This is a genomic window from Marivita sp. (assembly GCF_020055635.1).
In the GTDB taxonomy this organism is placed as follows: domain Bacteria; phylum Pseudomonadota; class Alphaproteobacteria; order Rhodobacterales; family Rhodobacteraceae; genus Marivita.
On sequence record NZ_JAIPUT010000042.1, the window covers coordinates 1 to 18,342 of the forward strand.

At 62.5% G+C, this 18,342-nt stretch carries 17 protein-coding genes; 9 read left to right on the plus strand and 8 right to left on the minus strand.

Features of this window, described 5'->3' with window-relative positions:
• Positions 1-458: 458 nt before the first annotated feature.
• The 3 genes from LCF60_RS17040 to LCF60_RS17050 are packed head-to-tail and all read left to right on the plus strand — an operon-like array spanning position 459 to position 2,640.
• Positions 459-1,229: an amino acid ABC transporter substrate-binding protein gene (locus LCF60_RS17040; RefSeq protein WP_292293395.1), complete on the plus strand. Its 771-nt coding sequence runs from the start codon at positions 459-461 to the stop codon at positions 1,227-1,229.
• Positions 1,230-1,237: 8 nt separating this feature from the next.
• On the plus strand, positions 1,238-1,912 hold the full coding sequence (locus tag LCF60_RS17045; protein WP_292293397.1) for an amino acid ABC transporter permease: 675 nt from the start codon (positions 1,238-1,240) through the stop codon (positions 1,910-1,912).
• Positions 1,909-2,640: an amino acid ABC transporter ATP-binding protein gene (locus LCF60_RS17050; RefSeq protein WP_292293399.1), complete on the plus strand. Its 732-nt coding sequence runs from the start codon at positions 1,909-1,911 to the stop codon at positions 2,638-2,640. Before LCF60_RS17045 ends, LCF60_RS17050 begins: the two co-directional genes overlap by 4 nt.
• Before the next feature lie 49 nt (positions 2,641-2,689).
• Here the strand turns inward: LCF60_RS17050 and LCF60_RS17055 are convergent, their stop codons facing one another.
• On the minus strand, positions 2,690-3,655 hold the full coding sequence (locus LCF60_RS17055) for a putative zinc-binding metallopeptidase (RefSeq protein WP_363318428.1): 966 nt from the start codon (positions 3,653-3,655) through the stop codon (positions 2,690-2,692).
• Between the two features lie 692 nt (positions 3,656-4,347).
• On the opposite strand from LCF60_RS17055, the gene LCF60_RS17060 reads away from it, so the two are divergent.
• The gene (locus tag LCF60_RS17060) at positions 4,348-5,586 is read left to right on the plus strand and encodes a carboxylate--amine ligase (RefSeq protein ID WP_292293402.1); all 1,239 of its coding nucleotides are present in this window, start codon (positions 4,348-4,350) and stop codon (positions 5,584-5,586) included.
• 123 nt (positions 5,587-5,709) lie between these two features.
• On the opposite strand, the gene LCF60_RS17065 is transcribed toward LCF60_RS17060, so the two are convergent.
• Positions 5,710-6,603 (minus strand): sulfotransferase domain-containing protein, encoded by an 894-nt coding sequence (locus LCF60_RS17065; RefSeq protein ID WP_292293403.1) that lies wholly within the window; start codon positions 6,601-6,603, stop codon positions 5,710-5,712.
• Between the two features lie 199 nt (positions 6,604-6,802).
• Between LCF60_RS17065 and LCF60_RS17070 the strand changes: the two genes are divergently transcribed.
• Complete coding sequence (locus tag LCF60_RS17070) at positions 6,803-9,313, plus strand: cation:proton antiporter (RefSeq protein ID WP_292293405.1); 2,511 nt, start codon at positions 6,803-6,805, stop codon at positions 9,311-9,313.
• Between the two features lie 38 nt (positions 9,314-9,351).
• On the opposite strand, the gene LCF60_RS17075 is transcribed toward LCF60_RS17070, so the two are convergent.
• Entirely contained in the window at positions 9,352-10,590 is a 1,239-nt protein-coding gene (locus tag LCF60_RS17075; RefSeq protein ID WP_292293406.1) for a HAMP domain-containing sensor histidine kinase, read from the minus strand.
• A 219-nt stretch (positions 10,591-10,809) separates the two neighbouring features.
• On the minus strand, positions 10,810-11,877 hold the full coding sequence (locus LCF60_RS17080) for a hypothetical protein (RefSeq protein WP_292293408.1): 1,068 nt from the start codon (positions 11,875-11,877) through the stop codon (positions 10,810-10,812).
• A gap of 280 nt (positions 11,878-12,157) precedes the next feature.
• Between LCF60_RS17080 and tig the strand changes: the two genes are divergently transcribed.
• Entirely contained in the window at positions 12,158-13,492 is a 1,335-nt protein-coding gene (gene tig, locus LCF60_RS17085) for a trigger factor (protein WP_292293446.1), read from the plus strand.
• A 118-nt stretch (positions 13,493-13,610) separates the two neighbouring features.
• Here tig and LCF60_RS17090 read toward each other — a convergent pair whose 3' ends face one another.
• The 4 genes from LCF60_RS17090 to rpsF form a co-directional block, all read right to left on the minus strand.
• Positions 13,611-14,753, minus strand: coding sequence for a mandelate racemase/muconate lactonizing enzyme family protein (locus tag LCF60_RS17090; RefSeq protein ID WP_292293409.1), 1,143 nt, complete (start codon positions 14,751-14,753; stop codon positions 13,611-13,613).
• Between the two features lie 134 nt (positions 14,754-14,887).
• A complete protein-coding gene (gene rplI / locus LCF60_RS17095) occupies positions 14,888-15,541 on the minus strand; it encodes a 50S ribosomal protein L9 (protein WP_292293411.1) in 654 nt (217 codons plus the stop codon).
• A gap of 12 nt (positions 15,542-15,553) precedes the next feature.
• The gene (rpsR, locus tag LCF60_RS17100) at positions 15,554-15,781 is read right to left on the minus strand and encodes a 30S ribosomal protein S18 (RefSeq protein WP_008328567.1); all 228 of its coding nucleotides are present in this window, start codon (positions 15,779-15,781) and stop codon (positions 15,554-15,556) included.
• Between the two features lie 25 nt (positions 15,782-15,806).
• Positions 15,807-16,163 (minus strand): 30S ribosomal protein S6, encoded by a 357-nt coding sequence (gene rpsF / locus LCF60_RS17105; protein WP_292293413.1) that lies wholly within the window; start codon positions 16,161-16,163, stop codon positions 15,807-15,809.
• 295 nt (positions 16,164-16,458) lie between these two features.
• Between rpsF and LCF60_RS17110 the strand changes: the two genes are divergently transcribed.
• The 3 genes from LCF60_RS17110 to LCF60_RS17120 all read left to right on the plus strand — a co-directional run bounded on the left by LCF60_RS17110 (position 16,459) and on the right by LCF60_RS17120 (position 18,301).
• Positions 16,459-16,671: a hypothetical protein gene (locus tag LCF60_RS17110; RefSeq protein ID WP_292293415.1), complete on the plus strand. Its 213-nt coding sequence runs from the start codon at positions 16,459-16,461 to the stop codon at positions 16,669-16,671.
• Positions 16,644-17,600 carry a hypothetical protein gene (locus LCF60_RS17115; protein WP_292293417.1) on the plus strand — a complete coding sequence of 319 codons (957 nt, stop codon included), beginning with the start codon at positions 16,644-16,646 and terminating at the stop codon, positions 17,598-17,600. Before LCF60_RS17110 ends, LCF60_RS17115 begins: the two co-directional genes overlap by 28 nt.
• Before the next feature lie 116 nt (positions 17,601-17,716).
• Positions 17,717-18,301 carry a YceI family protein gene (locus tag LCF60_RS17120; protein WP_292293419.1) on the plus strand — a complete coding sequence of 195 codons (585 nt, stop codon included), beginning with the start codon at positions 17,717-17,719 and terminating at the stop codon, positions 18,299-18,301.
• Positions 18,302-18,342: the final 41 nt, after the last annotated feature.

An 18,342-nucleotide genomic window follows, 5' to 3' on the forward strand; every position in this document is an offset into this window, starting at 1 on the left:
CACCAGATTTAGGTTCTGGCGCCTTTGGCGTGGGGGTTCGAGTCCCTTCACCCGCACCACCTCACGTCACTGATAACAAAAAAGGCCTCTGAAATAGGGGCATCTGTTCGTTCATGATTCAAGCGGGCGTTTGACGGTGTCGCGATTCAGCACGCAGCAGATTGTATCGCGTTTCCTTCGCGCACATGCAGATCGGAGTTGTCTAGGGCTGTTGCGTTGGCAAAGCCGGTACCAGGCAATGGCCAGGGAACGGAGGCCTGCGGTCGCGCGAGGCGAAACAATTGGACCTCTTCGAACCTGCAGGCATGGATCTTTGTTCCACGAAGCCAGCCCCGCGGAGGACGTCGCTCCTGATTGAAGCCCGCCGCCCGGACAGTCTCTCTCATTTTGGAACAACCCGTTGATAGCGAGGCGTTGAGACGTCAAGTCCGTGGTCAATCTAAAGCAGGAGATTCAAGATGCTGAGAACCCTTGTCGCCGCTTCCATCGTTGCGGTCGGTCTGTCCGGAGCCGCAACGGCACAGGATAGCGATACGCTGCGCGTCGGCATGTCCGGCGGTTACTTTCCCTTCACCTTCGTGCGCCAGGACGAGTTGCAGGGCTTCGAGGTGGACGTGATGAACGCCATCGGCGAGGAGGCCGGGCTCGAGATCTCGTTCGAGACCATGTCCTTTTCGGGCCTGATCGGCGCGCTGGACGCCGGGCGGATCGACACGATCGCCAACCAGATCACCATCACTCCAGAACGCGAGGCGAGGTTCGTCTTCACCCAGCCCTACGTGATCGATGGCGCACAGGTCGTCACGAGGGAAGGCAATGAGGAGATCGAAGGCGTGGAAGACCTGCGCGGCAAGACCGTCGCGGTCAATCTCGGCTCGAATTTCGAGCAGCTGCTTCGCGATCTTCCCTATGCCGACGAGATCGACATCCGGACCTACGAATCCAACATCGAGCAGGACACCGCATTGGGTCGTGTGGATGCGTTCGTGATGGACCGGGTCTCGGCGGCGCAGGTGATCCAGGAAAGCCCGCTGCCGCTGGAACTGGCCGGTCAGCCGTTCTCCGAAATCCGCAACGCGTTTCCGTTCCGCGACACCGAGGACGGCCGTGCGATGCGCAACCGGGTGAACGACGCGCTGACCGCGTTGCAGGAGGATGGCACGCTGGCGGACATTTCGCGGAAATGGTTCGACAGCGACATCACCCCGCCCGCAACCGAAGCCGAGTAAGCTGAACCATGCGGGCGCTCGACCTCGACTACATGCTGGGGCTAGTGCCCGTGATCCTGGGCTACGTGCCGCTGACGCTGTTCATGGCAAGCGTGGCGATGGTCTGCGCGCTTGTGCTGGCCTCGCTGCTTGCCGTGGAACGGGTGATCCGGGTGCCGGGGCTGGACTGGCTGGTGATGCTGTTCATCAGCTTCTTCCGCGGCACGCCGCTTCTGGTCCAGCTTTTCCTGTTCTATTACGGGCTGCCGCAGGTCCTGTCGTTCCTCGCCCAGATCAATGGTGTGACGGCCGCGATCATGGGCCTGACGCTGCATTTCTCGGCCTACATGGCCGAGGCGATCCGCGCCGCGATCATCGGAGTCGACCGCAGCCAGTGGGAGGCGGCGCAATCGATCGGCATGACCCCGGCGCAGATGATGCGGCGCATCGTGCTTCCGCAGGCGGGCCGGATCGCGGCGCCGACGCTGGTCAATTACTTCATCGACATGATCAAGGGCACGTCGCTGGCCTTCACACTGGGGGTGACCGAGATGATGGGTGCCACGCAGAAGGAGGCAGCGGGCAGCTTTCTCTACTTCGAGGCGTTCCTGGTCGTCGCCATCCTGTACTGGATCATCGTCGAGACGCTGAACCAGGGGCAGAAGCAGCTCGAAACATATCTCAACAAGGCCTATGCGCGATGATCTCGATACGCGGACTCACCAAGCGCTTCGGCGGCACCACGGTGCTGGATGCGATCGATCTCGACATTGCCGATGGAGAGCGGGTCGTCGTGATCGGCCCGTCCGGAACCGGCAAGTCGACGCTTCTGCGCTGCGTGAACTTCCTCGACCGGCCGGACGCCGGCACGATTGCGGTGGGCGACGTCGTCGTCGATGCCGAACGTGCGTCCAAGCGGGACATGCTTGCGCTTCGCCGGGCCACGGCCTTTGTCTTTCAGAACTACGCGCTCTTTGCCAACAAGACGGCGAAGGAGAACATCATGGAAGCGCTGGTGACGGTGCAGCGCCGTCCGAAGGATGAGGCAGAGCGCCGCGCGCTTGCCGTGCTGGCCGAGACCGGGCTTGCCGAAAAGGCCGACAGTTATCCCTCTGCGCTTTCGGGTGGCCAGCAGCAGCGCGTCGGCATCGGGCGCGCCATGGCCATCGGTGCGGATCTCATGCTCTTCGACGAACCGACTTCCGCACTCGATCCCGAATGGGTTGGCGAGGTGCTCGACCTCATGCGCCGCGTGGCCGAGCAGCGCCAGACCATGCTGATCGTCACGCACGAGATGCAGTTCGCCCGCGAGATCGCGGATCGCGTGGTGTTCATGGACGGTGGCCGTATCGTCGAGGTCGGCCCGCCGGACCAGGTGCTCGACACGCCAAAGGACGAGCGCCTTCGGCGTTTCCTGCGCCGGGTCGCCTGATCCAGGAACATTTCGCGGTAATCAGCATGCCCCGCGAAAGGGGCGCCGGTCATCTGCCTTGCGCACCTTTGCGCAGCCATTCATGGACGAAGGCAAGTTTGCGTTGAGCTTCGACAGAAACCACGAACGGATAGATATCTGCCAGACCCATCGAACGATTCACGTGGTTGACACCCATGACGACAGACACCGCAACCCGTAACAGTGACATGGCATCCGGTTCCGAATAGGGATCCCAGCCCGGATGCGGCAGGGCCGGCGATGAAAAGCCTGACGAGATCACGCTATCGGTGATGTCGGTCAGATGCAGAAGATGGGCTGCCGTTTCTGCCCAGTCCTCGTGCGGGTGGGCAGACGCATATGTCGTCAGATAGTTCAGGCTCCAGTCCGCGGGCGGTCCGTTGGCATAATGACGTTGCAACGCCGCTGAATAGTCTGCTCGTTCATCGCCGAACACGTTGCGAAAGGCCTCGATGAAATCGGTGCGCAGACTGAGCCGCCACCAGAGCATATGTGCAATCTCATGACGCATATGGCCAATCATCGTGCGATAGGGTTCCTCCAGGGCCTCGCGCCGCGTTGTGCTGAGAACAGGATCGGCTTCGGCCACGCTGATGGTGACCACGCCGTCGATATGTCCCATGGCAACGGGCGTAGGCCCTTCGGCAAGCATGTGAAACACCGGTGGCGTTCCCGGGTCTTCCGGGCGAAACCAGTGCCAGCGGCCAAGATTGTCGAGCGTCCAGCGTTTCGCGGCCTCGGTCTGCGCCCAATTGGCAAGCGAATTCGGAATGGATGTATCCGGTGACACCGTCGTCATGGCACATGAGCGACAGAAGGCTCCCGGTTTCGCGGCAATCCAGTTGCATCCTATGATATCGCGGTTGGCGCAAAACGGGGGCGTCGCAATGAACGCCCTGGCTTGCGGGTCATAGGCAACCGGGCTTCCGTCCGCCGTGGCAAGGTTGTGGAACCAAAGTGAGCCGGCTCCAACCGGATTGGAAAAAACGTACATGCAGGACAGGCTCCCAAGGTTCTTTCACGCGGATCGATCCATCAAGCTGGAGATCGCATCGGCAAATTGCAGGGCTGTCTTCTCGCCAGCCATCGGATCGACGTTACACCTGATTGCCGAAGGCTTGGCAACTCCTGAACCCGCCAGGGCAGGCAAGTTTGGCCGCGAACCGCTGTCAAGGCCGGGTGATGCCGCGATCTTCGGATGCGCGGGACACGTCAACCGGGCGATGTCCGAAGCATCCCGCCGCGTCCGAACAGAAGCCTTCGGCTGATCCCTCATGGGTCCGTCACTGCGTGTTCGGAGCCGGTAGCTTCTTGAAACGAGACGGGTTCTTTTGCCTGTCTAAGTAATCCGCATACGTTTCTGACCAGGGTTCTGCGGCAGAGGTCGCTCGGATATGCCGCCAGAGAACCTTTTTCCCTAGCAGGAAAACAAATAATAAGTTGTCAAAGGGAACCTTTCTCCGAGATTTCGGTTGGCTTGTAGCCTGCTCGAGGGCCCGATTGAAAAATGGACCCTGCTTCTATATGTTTAGATAAGCTAAGTATATTGATCCAGATGTGTCAAAGCGTTCGACCGGATGCCTGGCATGTTGTGAACACAACCAAGGAGACTGCGTTATCTCGAAATCATCAGAAGCCCTTCCCGCCAGAGACGTCTCGAACTGGACCGACCCGACACTGGATTCCGTGCGCGGAACCGAAACGCCCAAAGACCCGAACAAGGGCTACGTCGCGTTGCTCGGATGGAGTGTCAACGCCATCAAGGCGGCCCAGAAATTTGATCGTCGCTACGTGGTGGTCGCACCAGATTGGGCCGCTGATTTTTGCGAAGCGAACAGCATTCCCTACATCTCGTGGGATTTCGCCCGGCTGAACGACAGGTCCATGGAGATCGCCCAACGGCTCAAGGACGATGGCGTCGACGTTGCCATTCCCCTGTTCGAAGAAACGGTCGAATGGTCCGGCGCCATCAACTCGGTGCTCATGGATCAGCCGCGCATGTACGGCCAATCCATCCTGTTCCGCGACAAGGCGTTGATGAAACGGCGTGCCCAACTGGGTGGCATCCGCGTCGGGATCTTCGAGGAAGCCTATGAAAAGGACGACATCGTCCGTTTCATGAAGCGGGTGAACCAGACGCTGCTCAAGCTTGACGGCGACCCGGATGATCCGATCCATGTCAAGGCCTTCGACAAGGCCGGATGCCTCGGGCACCGCATGATCCGTGACATCGAAGACATCGATAAAATTCCGGACGAAGAATATCCACTGCTGATGGAAAGCCATCTCGATGGGTGGGAATTCGCGGTCGAGGCCTGGATACATGACGGCGAGATCAAGTTTCTGAACATCTCGGAATATGTCACGCTTGGATACTCGGTATTCGTGCCCGCGACCAGGGAACTGGAAAGCTGGCGCGATGCGATCACCAAGCAGATCGAGAAGTTGATCAAGACCTTCGACATCAAGTTCGGCCAGATCCACCCGGAGTATTTCGTGACATCCGACGGTGAAATGTACTTTGGCGAGGTTGCCTACCGCCCGCCCGGGTTCAAGGCATTCGAGTTGATCGAACGGGCTTACGGCTTCAGTGCCTACCAGGCCTCCATCCTGGTCTTCGATCCCAAGAGCACCAAAGAAGAGGTGGACGCGTTTTTCCCGCGCGAAGTGGAAGACGCCAAGGGATACGCCGGTTGCTTTGGCGTGTACCCGCGTCGTCGTGTGGTCAGCAAACTCGAAATGCCGAAAGAAACCACGGAGCATCCCTATTTCGACACGCACGAACTGGTCGCACCTGCGCAGGAAACCGTGCCGGATCGATCCGCCTTCGGGACGCATTGGGGATTGGTGTTCTTCTTCGGAGAGGACCCGATTGAAATGAGGGATCTCCTAAAAGCCCAAGAGGAACTGGATTTCTACGTCTGAGTAGGCCGACCCTCTGGCGGCTTCAGGTTCCACGCCTCTCGTCGCTTGGCAGACCCCAACACTGTTGCAGGTGGTGGCCCCGGGCAACGGCCAGCAGCCAGTGCGAAATCAAATGAACGCGGCTCAGGGCGCGCGGCGGTCTCCCCAGTTCAACCACGCCGCGTCATCCGAAGGCAGCAATTCGGCCATCCGCGCGGTGTAGGCGTCCATATCGGCCGCGGTCAGCCGGCCCTCCCATTTGCCGGAACTGCCGGAATTGTAGAAATCGGCGAGATCGTGGAACGGAGTGTCCTCGTGGAAGCGCCGTTCGCTGGTCTCCACCGCGTTGCGCATGGTGGCGAAGGTCGTGGCCTCGGTGATCTCGTCGCGCACTGCGTCGGACAGCGGGATGCCGAGCAGCCCGGCAAGCCGCGCGATCTGCCCGGGCAGGTCGCGGGAAAGATCGGCGTAATGGAAGAAATGCACGTTGCCGTTGGCCTCGCGCGCGCGGGCCTCCTGGTAGTGCTGCACGATCGAGGCGATGGTAAGGTCGTCGGTGCCGCCATCGGTCAGCGGCGCGTCGAGGAAGCGGCGAAAGCCCGCGCGCTCATCCTCGGGGAACATGTAATCAAGCCAGTCATGCTTCATGTTCGCCGCATGGGCGCGGAGCGAGAAATGCACGTCGACCGGATGGCGATACACCACGACATAGGTCGGCTCGGCGGCGTAGGAGATGCCGTCCATCGGCGTGTGTGACTTGATGCAGCGCCGCCGGTCGAGCCCGTCGAGGAATGCGCTTATCTCGCGCCGGTCGCGGAACGCGGCGTCGAGCCAGGGCGCGTGCTGCGATCCACCGGCATCGGGCAGGGCGCGGCCGTGGATCAGCATCATCACGATATTGAGCATCCAGGTCGTGCCGCATTTCGGCGGCGTGACGACGAAGACGTCGTCGGGCCGCAGCATGAACCAGCCCCAGACATCGGTATCGGTGACGACGCCCCGGTAGTCCCGCAAGCGTTCCGTGCTCAGTGATGCCATCCGACCGTCCCCATGCAATTTGCCGCTGGAGAGGATTGTCGGCTGATTTTGCATGCGGATCCAGTCTTTCGCTCGTCGTGCGTTGCCTGCCGCAGCCAAAAGCTTCGAATCAGGGCAGGTCAGCGAAGGAGACCTGTTCTGTTCACGAGCAAGGACGTTTTCAAGATGCGGCCAGCGAACGACATGGTATTTCAAGAACATGGACATTGTTCTGATCACGACAGTCATCGCGTCGATGTTCCTGGTCATCGGGGTGGCAGAGCCGTTGGCGGCGCGGTTGCGACTGCCTTACAGCGTGATCCTGGCGAGCATCGGCATCCTGATCGGCGTCGGCGCGATCTTTTTCCTGCGTACCGAATATACCGATGCGCTCAATCCGGTGGCCGAGGCGATCCTGAACCTGCCGATCCGGTCGAACGTGTTCCTGTACGTCTTTCTGCCGACGCTGCTGTTTCAGGCGACGCTTGGCATGAACCTGCGCCGGATGCTCGACGATTGGGTGCCGATCCTGGTGCTTGCGGTTGTGGCGGTGGTGGTGGCGACGCTCAGCGTGGGTTATGCGCTTGCCTGGGCCTCTGCGCTGCCGCTTGCCGCCTGCCTGTTGATCGGGGCGATCGTGTCGACCACCGACCCGTCGGCGGTGGTCTCGATCTTCCGGTCGATCTCGGCACCGCGCCGGCTTGCGCGGATCATCGAAGGGGAAAGCCTGCTGAATGACGCCGCGGCGATTGCGCTGTTCGGGCTGTTCATGGGCTTCGTCATGCTGGGTGTGCCCGACCCCAAGCTCGGGGACGCTCTGGCCCGGTTCCCGCTGCTGATTTTCGGCGGGGCGCTGACCGGATGGCTGGCGGCGCGTATCGCCGTCTGGGTCATGGCGATGTTCAGCCGACACGAGCTTGCGCAAATCTCGATCTCCGTCGCGCTGCCTTACCTTGCCTATATCGGTGCGGAACAGAGCGTCGGGGCCTCCGGCGTGATCGCTGTGGTCGCGGCCGGGCTGACGCTGAACCTGACCGGGCCGGGGCGCCTGCCGCCGCAGGCATGGGCGAACCTGCGCGAACTTTGGGACGTGCTGGCGCATTGGGCCGGGGCGCTGATCTTCATCCTTGCCGCGCTGCTGATTCCGCGGCTTCTGGAAGAGGTGCGCGTCGAGGATTTCCTGCTGGTCGGCGTGGTGATCCTCGCGGCCATCGCCGCACGGGTGCTGATCCTTTTCGGTCTCTTGCCGATGCTGACCATGCTCAAGGTCTCGCCCTCTGTCGAACGGCCGTACCGGGTCGCCATCCTCTGGGGCGGCCTGCGCGGGGCGGTGACGCTGGCCCTGGCGCTCGCGGTCACGGAAAGCTTTCGCGTTCCCGACGGCATCCAGCGCCTCGTCGGCATCCTGGCGACAGGGTTCACGCTGTTCACGCTGATCGTGCAGGGCACGACGCTCCGTTGGATGATCCGCCGGTTGGGGCTCGACCGGCTTTCGCCGATAGATGAAGCGCTGTCGCGGCAGGTGGTGGCCGTCGCCTTGCAGACGGTCCGCGAGGACGTGGCGCGCACGACCGAGAATTACGAACTCGACCATGATATCGTCCGGTCCGAAGCCAAGCGGTTCGGCGAACGGCTGGAGGACGCCGTCAAGACGGCCGAGGACAGCGCGGATATCCAGGACCGCGACCGCATCACCCTGGGCCTGATCGCGCTGGCCGGGCATGAACGCGACACGATCCTTGTCCGGATGCGCGAGCGGACGATCTCGGCCCGGATGGCCGAACAGGTGCTGTCGGACGCCGATCGCCTGATCGAGGGGGCCCGCTCGGGCGGGCGCGGCGGCTACAATCGTGCGGCGCGGCGCAGCGTCGCCTACGGGCGGACTTTCCGTGCCGCGGGCCTGCTGCACAGCCGGTTGCGCCTGTCCGGACCCCTGGCCCGGATGACGGCGGACCGGTTCGAATTGCTCTTGTCGCAACGGCTGGTCCTGCGCGATCTGGGGGCCTTCATCGACAGCCGCATCCGCCGCATTCACGGCAGGCGGGTGGCGGACCTCTTGCGCGAGTCGCTGTCGCGCCGGATCGACACTGTCGAAACCGCCCTGGACGGGCTTCGCCTGCAATATCCCGGCTATGCCGAGGAGCTGGAACGCCGCTTCATCCGCCGCACCGCCCTGCGGCTGGAAGAGCGCGAATACGCGACCATGCGCGAGGACGGCCTCATCGGAGCCGAAGTCTACACCAAGCTGATGGCGGATCTCGATCTGCGCCGCGCGGCGGCCGAGGAGCGCCCCCAGCTTGACATCGCGCTGCAACGCATCGAGCTGGTGCGCCAGTTTCCGCTGTTCTCGGCCCTGGAAGAGCCGGTTCTGAAACGGCTGGGCCGCGTGCTCAAGACGCGATACGTGAATGCCGGCGATATCGTCATCCGCAAGGACGGCACCGCGAAAAGCGTGTTCTTCATCGCATCGGGTGCGGCCGAAGTCGAAACCGCCGGCCAGACCTGGCGGCTCGGGCGCGGAGAGATGTTTGGCCAGATGGCGATCCTGATGAACCGGACGCGCAGGACCGAAGTGCGCGCAATTGCGCCGTCGACCCTGCTTGAACTGGACGAACTGCGGTTCCGTCGATTGCTGGACCGAAGCGCGGCGCTGAAGGACGCGGTGCGCGCCAGTGCCGAAAAGCGCGGGATCGAACCGGCGGACTTGTTCGCTGACCAGAATGCCGGCTGAGCTTTCGGGCTTCGTGTTCGCACCAACAGCCCGCTTGTTCAGGCGAGGGGCGGTGCACAGCGCCAGCCGGGCAACCGAAGTTCCACCAGCGCCCGTGCGCCTTCCCTGCCGCTTTGCAACCAGCCGCCGTGAAGCTGAACGATCCGCTTCGCGAGCGGCAGGCCCAGGCCGAGGCCGCTTTTCTGCCGCGTGTCGACGTCGGATCCGATCATGAACGGGCGGTCGGCCTTCTCGATCTGGTCCGCGCGCGGGCCATCCCCGTCGTCATAGACCGCCATGCTGAGTGTTCCGTCATCACACCGGCGGGCAGACACCTCGATCGCGCCCTCGCCATGTGTCACGGCATTCGTGATCAGCGCGGTAAGCGCGATAGAAAGCTGTTCGCCATCACCTCGGACGATCGAAACGTCCTTCGCGCAGAATGTCGAGATCGCCCTGTCTGACGCCTGCGCGATCGGCCCTATCGGGGTGGCGGCGGCGCTGAGCAGGTCGTTGCAGACAATCGATTCCTCTGCGAGAACAAGCTCTCCACTATCGAGATTGCTGAACCGGATCACGTGCTCGATCAGGTGATGCAGGTGACGTCCCGAAGCGGAAATCGCGTCGACCATCCGCTGTTCGGTCGCGCCTTCGACGCGGGCGCGCAGCAAAAGAGCATTGCCCAGAAGAACGGTCAGCGGGGTGCGGAACTCGTGACCGACAAGGGACAGGAACTCTTTCTGCGCGTCGCTCTTGATACGCTCGCGCCTGTCCGTACGATCCGCATTCCGCTCGGCATAGAGGGTTTCGAGGTAGGCCGCGGTCTCGGCTGCCAGCTGCACAAGTTGGTCCAGCGTCTCCCGGGTGGGCGGCTCATGCGGCTGGGTATCAAGCGCACAGACACTGCCGACGCGAAATCCCGATGACAGGATGATCGGCGCGCCGACGTAAAACCGCACGCGAGGTTCCAGCATGACGGCAGGATGCGCCGCGAATTCCGGGTTCTTCAGAGTGTCGGCCAACACCAGCGGTTCGTTGGACATGATCGTGCGCGAGCAGATCGAATAGTCGCGCGGCGTGGCGTCGAGATCGATGCCGACCCGTGCGAGAAACCATTGATGTTCGGATTCGACCACGGACACCACAGCCGCCGGGCTTCCCAGAAGAACGCTGGCGCGGTCGGCGACGCGTTGTAGGACGGGATCGCCGTTTCTCGCTGGCCCGACGACCTCCCGCACCTCCTTCAGGCGCGCGTGCTCGTTGGAGGCGAAAGGAAATCTTACCGATGGCTTTTCCATTCAACATGCTCTTTCCCGCCAGGGCCCCTGGCGTTTGACAAGCTGGCGGTGAAAACCGCTTTGGTCTGACGGAAAAATGAACGGGATCGCCGAATGGTTCCGAGTCGGCCCGACGCTTCGCGGTCGAGGACGGAAGGGTGCGGTCGTCCGGCCCCGCAAGGCCCGCGACGGGCCGCCGCCGGAGTGACGGCGGCCTGCGCGTTGTGCCGACAGGCGCGCTTACATCGGCTCGGGATAGCGGTAGAGAACCACCGGCTGTCCGACGTCATCGCCCGAGGACGCATCCTGAGCATCGGCCTGAGTATTGGCGTCTGCATTGGCTCCGGAACCGTCCCCGGAATCGGCCTCGGAATCGGCCCCGGAATCGGACTGTCTCGCGTCCCAGCGCCGCATCGACTCGCTTTCATATTCCTCGCGCGAGACGTCGCCGGATGCGTCCGTGTCCATCGCCGAGAACTCTGCGCGGGCCCGGTCGCGGATCTGCTGCGGAGAGCGATCGGTCGCTGTCCATTCGTTGGCGTCGATGCTGCGGTTCTGGTCACGGTCGATCAGGATGAAGGCTTGCGCGGCACGGGCTGCGAAATCGTCCTGGGTCATCGTCATGCCGGGCGTGACAACGAGAATTCGTCCGATCATGTCTGAGGCGGCCTGGTTCATTGCATCCTGTTGCGCATCCTCGGTGCCGGCCGTTGTCGATGCCTCGGCAGAATCGCTGCCGTCTGAGCCCTGATCGCTGCCGTTTTCCTGATCCGTGGCCATGTCCGTGTCCGAGCCGGTGTCCGTGTCCGAGCCGGTGTTCATGTCGCCGGAGGACGACGCATCGGCCGTGTCTTCCGTGTCGGCGGACTCCGTGTCCGAGTCCATGGCCGATTCCATGACTTCGACCTTCTGCTCTGGCGGATTCGGTCCCCAGCGCGCTTCGATGGCATCCTGGGTCGCGCTGGTGAATTCCTCCTGGCTGATCTCGCCATCGTCATTCCGGTCGAGCATCGCCATGTCGTCTTCGCCAAGCGTCTGCCGGACGTTGGATGCCTCTGTCCAGGCGCTGCGACACGAGGTGTATTCATCCATGCTGATGGTCCCGTCACCATCGGCATCGAGATCCGAGAATTCGCTCTGCATGGCCACGTTGTGTTCGGCCGGGTTGACCATGCCGTCTTCGTTCATGTCGGCCATCACATAGCCAAGATCGCAATACCCCTGGTCGCCGTCGGATTGCGCCAGTGCCGCGGGGCCAAGACAGGCAAGCAGTCCGAACAAGGAGATTGAAGTTTTGTAACGTGTCATTGATGACTTCCCTTGTTGAGGCCGGCAGTGCCGGCGTTGACGGGAAGGGTGGCAAGTTTCCAGACGGGCCGCTCTTCCCACCCATCGAACGAAAATCGGCATATCGGAGTTCCGGTGCCTGTCCGCGCGGTCAGCCGATAGCTGCCGTCGGACCGGTTCTGCCGATGCCCCGCAGGGCCGCGCATTTCCGCTTGCGCCGCTCCGATCGCCCCACTAAGACGCGGTGGATTTTGACCGCCGCGGACGCCTCCGCGGCCCCTATGCAATGGATAAGGACGACATGCAGGTCACCGAGACACTCAACGACGGCCTCAAGCGCAGCTACTCGATCACCGTATCGGCGGACGAGCTTGACGCGAAGGTCAACGAAAAGCTCAAGGAAGCGCAGCCCGAAATCGAGATGAAGGGTTTCCGCAAAGGCAAGGTGCCGATGCCGCTTCTCAAGAAGCAGTTCGGCCAGCGCCTGCTGGGCGAAGCGATGCAGGAAACCATCGACGGCGCGATGGCGCAGCATTTCGAAGACAGCGGCGACCGCCCGGCACTTCAGCCCGAGGTCAAGATGACCAACGAGGACTGGAAAGAGGGCGACGACATCCAGGTCGACATGTCCTACGAGAAACTGCCCGAGATGCCCGAGGTCGACCTGTCGTCGCTCAAGCTCGAGAAGATGATCGTCAAGGCCGGGGACGAAGAAGTTGACGAGGCGCTCAAGAACCTCGCCGAGACCGCGCAGAACTTCAAGGAGCGCAAGAAGGGCTCCAAGGCCAAGGACGGCGATCAGGTCGTGATCGACTTCGTCGGCAAGGTCGATGGAGAGCCTTTCGAGGGCGGTGCGGCGGAAGACTATCCGCTGGTGCTGGGGTCCGGTTCGTTCATTCCCGGCTTCGAAGAGCAGCTGGTCGGCGTGAAGGCCGGTGAGGAAAAGAACGTCGAGGTCAAGTTCCCCGAAGAATACGGCGCCGAGAATCTGGCCGGCAAGGACGCGGTGTTCGAATGCACCATCAAGGAGGTCAAGGAACCCGTCGCCGCCGAGATCGACGACGAGCTGGCCACCAAGTTCGGTGCCGAGGATCTTGCCGCGCTCAAGGCGCAGATCGCCGAGCGCCTCGAGGTCGAATATGCCGGTGCCGCGCGTCAGGTGATGAAGCGCGACCTGCTTGATCAGCTGGACGAGAAAGTGTCCGTCGATCTGCCGCCGTCGCTGGTCGAGGCCGAAGCCAAGCAGATCGCCCACCAGCTTTGGCATGAGGAAAACCCCGAGGTCGAGGGCCACGATCACCCCGAGGTCGAACCGACCGACGAGCATGTCAAGCTGGCCGAGCGCCGCGTGAAGCTGGGCCTGTTGCTCGCCGAGCTGGGTCAGAAGGCCGAGGTCGAGGTGACCGATGCCGAGATGACGCAGGCGATCATGAACCAGGCACGGCAGTACCCGGGCCAGGAACGGGCCTTCTTCGACTTCGTGCGCCAGAACCAGCAGATGCAGCAGCAGCTGCGCGCGCCGATCTTCGAGGACAAGGTGGTCGACCACGTGGCCGAGCAGGCCAACGTGACCGAAAAGGAAGTCTCGAAAGCCGATCTCGAGAAAGCCGTCGAAGCCCTGGACGACGAAGAATAAGCCCAGACGGCTTGCAGAAATTCAAAGGCCGCCCGGTTGGGCGGCCTTTTACGTTTCGGGATCTCCCGTGACGACACGTCGGGACCCGCCCGGATCCCTGTGCCGCAGCCGTGTGCCGTTACATGTGCAGGTCGCCTGAATAGGTGATGTAGCGCGTGATCTCTTCTGGCAGCTCGGAAATGCCGAGGCCCGGTGCGTCCGATAGCCCGAGCATGTCGCGCGTGGCCGCGCCGCCCCAGGGGTCGAAGGCATCGCGCAAGGGGTTCGGGTTCACGTCGACCTCAAGCAGCCCGTCGCCGCCCGCAGCGGCCAGCAGGTGGGCCGAGGCGACAAGGCCGATGCCGCCGCCGAGGAAATGCGGACAGAACCGCAGACCGGCGTCGCGGATGGCCCGCGCGACCGGAAGACACCCGCTGAAGCCGCCCCATTTGGCAATGTCGGGTTGCACCACGCCGAACACGCCGGTGGCGATGGCATCGGCAAAACCGCCGGTGCCGGTGATGTTCTCGCCGCCCGCCAAGGGAAACGGGCTTTGATCCGCCAGCGCGCGCCAATGGCTGAGCGGCGCGTCAGCGGGCAGCGGTTCTTCGAGCCATCCCAGCGGAAGCTCTGCGCAGATGGCCAGAAACCGCTCCGCGTCTGGCAGGGCCCAGGCCTGGTTGGCGTCGGCACAAAGGGTTTCACCGGGGGTCAGACCGTCAACCGCGCGTGCCAGCAGGTTGGTGTCGCGCTCCATGTCGAAGCCGACCTTGACCTTGAAGGCAGCAAACCCCGAAGCGCGGCTGGCTGCGATCTGATCAGCGGCCTGCGCGATGGCGATTCCGCTGGCGTAGCAGGGGACAGCCATCTGCGCCTCGGAGGACAGGAAACGCGCAACCGGCAGCCCGGCTCGACGCGCTTGAAGATCGGTCATGGCGGTATCCAGACCCGCGATCACCTGGCGGAACGGTCCCCATTCGCCGCATTGCAGGGCGCGGATATGGGTGCGGTCCGTCAGCCTGGTAAAAAGGTCAGGCGCACCTTCGAAGGACTGATCCAGCAGGAGGTCGGCGAAATCCTCGATCACCAGCCGGGCGCGATGCTCGGCCCCGGCGGCAGGCCAGTTGGCAAAGATCTCGCCCCAGCCGAAGGCGCCGTCGCCGTCTTCGATCCGGATAAACACGGCAGGGCGATTGTGCATGACGCCAAACGATGTCGCCACCGGCAAGGTGATCGGTACACGGCAGGCAGAGACGGAAATTCGCTTGAGCGTGATCGGCATGGGCGCAAGACAGCAGGATACGCGCGCAAAGGCAAGCCGGCATGCGCGCGGCGCGGGCGTGACCGCGTGTCCGGGGAAACGAAAAAGGCCGCACCATAAAGCGCGGCCCTTTCCTCATGTCATGGCGAGACGACTTACTTGTCGTCGTCCAGCTTCTCGTCCAGCTCGGCCTTTTCCTGCACCGCAGGCTGGTCCGTCGCTTGTTCGACTTCGGTTTCCAACTCGTCCAGCTGAGCGGCACCGAGATCGTCGAACAGCTCCTGGATTTCGAATTCGGCCTGGGCTTCTTCCTCGGCGGCCAAATCCTGAATGGATTTGCCGGAGGCCTGAAGTTCGGCTTCCTCGGGAGAGCGGGCGACGTTCAGCTCGATGGTGACCATCACTTCGGGGTGCAGGTGCACCTCGACCTCGTGCAGACCAAGCGTCTTGATCGGCTGGCGGATGATGACCTGCTTGCGGTCGATGGTGAACCCCTCGGCCGTGGCCACATCAGACGCGTCACGGGTGGTGACGGAACCGTAGAGGTTGCCCCCGTCCGACGCCTGACGAATCACGATGAACTGCTGGCCACCAAGCTTGTCGGCCATCGCTTCGGCCTCTTTGCGGGTTTCCAGGTTCTGCGCCTCGAGCTGCGCTTTCTGAGTCTCGAACGACGCGATGTTCTCTTTCGAGGCGGTCAGCGCCTTGCCCTGCAGCAGCAGGTAGTTGCGCGCGAAGCCGGGCTTGACGTCGACGACGTCGCCCATCTGGCCAAGCTTGGCCACGCGTTCCAGAAGAATGACTTGCATGTGCGTGTCTCCTTACTTCACTGCGTAGGGCAGCAGGGCGAGAAAGCGGGCGCGCTTGATCGCACGGGCCAGCTCACGCTGTTTCTTGGCCGACACCGCGGTGATGCGCGACGGCACGATCTTGCCGCGCTCCGAGATATAGCGTTGCAGCAGCTTGGTGTCCTTGTAGTCGATCTTGGGTGCGTTGTCGCCCGAGAATGGGCACACCTTACGACGGCGGAAAAATGGTTTTGCAGCCATGGTTTAGCGTCCTTTCTTCAGGCGATCAATTGCGACGCTCGCGGCGGTCGCCACGGTCTTCGCGTTTCTGCATCTGGGCCGAAGGCCCTTCTTCGTGTGCGTCGACCTTGATGGTCAGAATCCGCATCACGTCGTCATGCAGACGCATCAGGCGCTCCATCTCCTGCACGGCGGATGCCGGGGCATCGGTGCGCAGATAGGCGTAATGGCCCTTGCGGTTCTTGTTGATCTTGTAGGCCATCGTCTTGACGCCCCAGTATTCCTGATCAACAAGCTTGCCGCCGTTGTCGGAAAGGACCGTGCCGAAATGTTCGATGAGGCCTTCAGCCTGCGCGTTGGACAAATCCTGACGCGAGATAAAAACATGCTCGTATAGCGGCATGTGCACTCCGTTTCTGTTCTGGCGCATTTCAAAGGACAGGCTTTGACCCTTTCGCACCTGCCCACGAGAGACTGCGCGGTAAAAATCGTTCCGCGAAAGGAGCGCTCCGTATACACGGATTGATCGGGGGATCAAGCGCTGCTGCCCGGGGGCGCACGGGTTGTCACAATCCTGCCCGGAACATGCCTTGCACCGGCGCGCAACGCGCCCTGAATTCGGCAGATTTTCCGAACAGACTGTTTCTCATCGGTAAACGGTAACACGGCCGGGACATCGCGGCCGGGGGAGAGGCAGAATGGTGCATTATGACGAAACCCATGTACGCGGCGCGCACACGATTGGTCGCCTGATGCGTCGCATCCTTGGAATGGCCTGCCTGATCGCGCTTCCGGGCATCTGGATCGGCGTGCAGGGTGCCGCACCCGAAGCGCGGATCATGGGGCTGGCGCTGTCGATTGTCGTCATGGGGCTCGCGGGCCTGTGCTTTCTCGGGTCCGCCCGCCGGTGATCCGCAGGGTGCTGCGCAAGCTGGTGGTCATGGCCACACTTTGGCTTCTGGGACCGATCGCCCTTGTGCTTGGTCACGCGGCGCTGTTGCCGGATCGTGTGGGCGCGTATGACGAACGGACCGGCCCGACATTCGACGGGGCTGGACGGGGACCTTACGTCTATCAAGTCCCCGCCGATGCCGGCACGCTGCATGAATTCCAGATCGGACCGGTTGCCGGGTTCGGCGCGCCCGAAGAGCGTCTTTGGCACGGCTTCGGGCCGACCGATGGTCCGCCGCGGCCCGTCATCGTGCTGCTGCATGGGGCAGGGCGGAACGGTGCGTCGATGATCGACATGTGGCAGGATCTGGCAAAGCGTCAGAATGTCGTTCTGGTGGCCCCGGACGCGCGGGCACCACGTTGGTCCCTTGTCACGGAGGGGCCGATGTTCCTCAGCGCGCTCTTGAAAGACGCTGCCGAACAGTATGCGATCGATTTCAAATCCATTTATCTGGTGGGTCATTCGGATGGCGGCGCCCATGCAATGCGCATCGCAAATCTTGGGGGCGGTGTGTTCAGGGCGGTCGCGACTCATTCCGGTCATTCCAACCGCCTTCGTATGATTCCCGCTTTGAACCCGGTGCCGATCCACAGCTTCGTTGGCGATGCCGATGTGGCCTTCACCGTCGAAAGTTCGCGCGCGGCGCTGACCCATCTGGCCCGTGCAGGGCACCCGACCTCGCTGACCGTGATTCCCGGCCACAATCACTGGTATTACGGGATCGGCAAAAACCTTGCGTCCGTGATGTGGCAACGGCTGGGGGCTGACCAAGCACCGCCACAAAGCCCCGGGTCGCCTCCACCTGCACAAATGGTGCAGCGCAGTGCCCCTGTTCCAACCGACCGCGCAACCGGAGCAAAATGGGTGCGTGTGCCCGGGAATGACTGAACGATCGGGGATGACTGTTCATCCCGACACATATTCTGTTGAGTTTGCACCAATTGCTGCGGCGGGTTCCGGGCGCAATTTACAGCCCATCGAAACCGCAACACAGGAACAGATTCATGAAAACCACGATCCTTGCCGCCGCACTTGCCGCGCTTCCCCTTGCCGCCTTGGCCGAACCCGAAGCCTACACGCTGGATGCCAGCCACAGCCAGGTGCTCTTTTCCTATAACCACCTCGGATATTCGACCACCTGGGGCATGTTCTCGGGCTTTGAGGGCGACATCCAGTTCGACCAGGAGAACCCGGCCAATTCTTCCGTGACCGTGTCCTTCCCGGTGCGGTCGATGTTCACTGGCTGGGAAGGCCGGTTCGAGCACTTCATGACCGCCGATTTCTTCGGGGCCGATGAAGACGAGATGGTCACCTTCACCTCGACCGCCATCGATGTCACCGGCGACAGCACCGCCAACATCACCGGCGACCTGACATTGAACGGGATCACCAAGCCGGTCACGCTCGCCGCGACGCTGAACCAGGCGGGCGATCACCCGATGGAAGGCAAGCCCTGGGCCGGGTTCGACGCGACCACCACGCTGCTGCGCAGCGATTTCGAAGTCGGCATGTTCGCGCCCTTCGTCAGCGACGAGGTAGAGGTTCAGATCTCGGTCGAGGCGATGCAGGTGGCGGACAGCGACTCCTGACCTTGGCCACACCGAAACGAAGAAACCCCGGGCGATGCGCC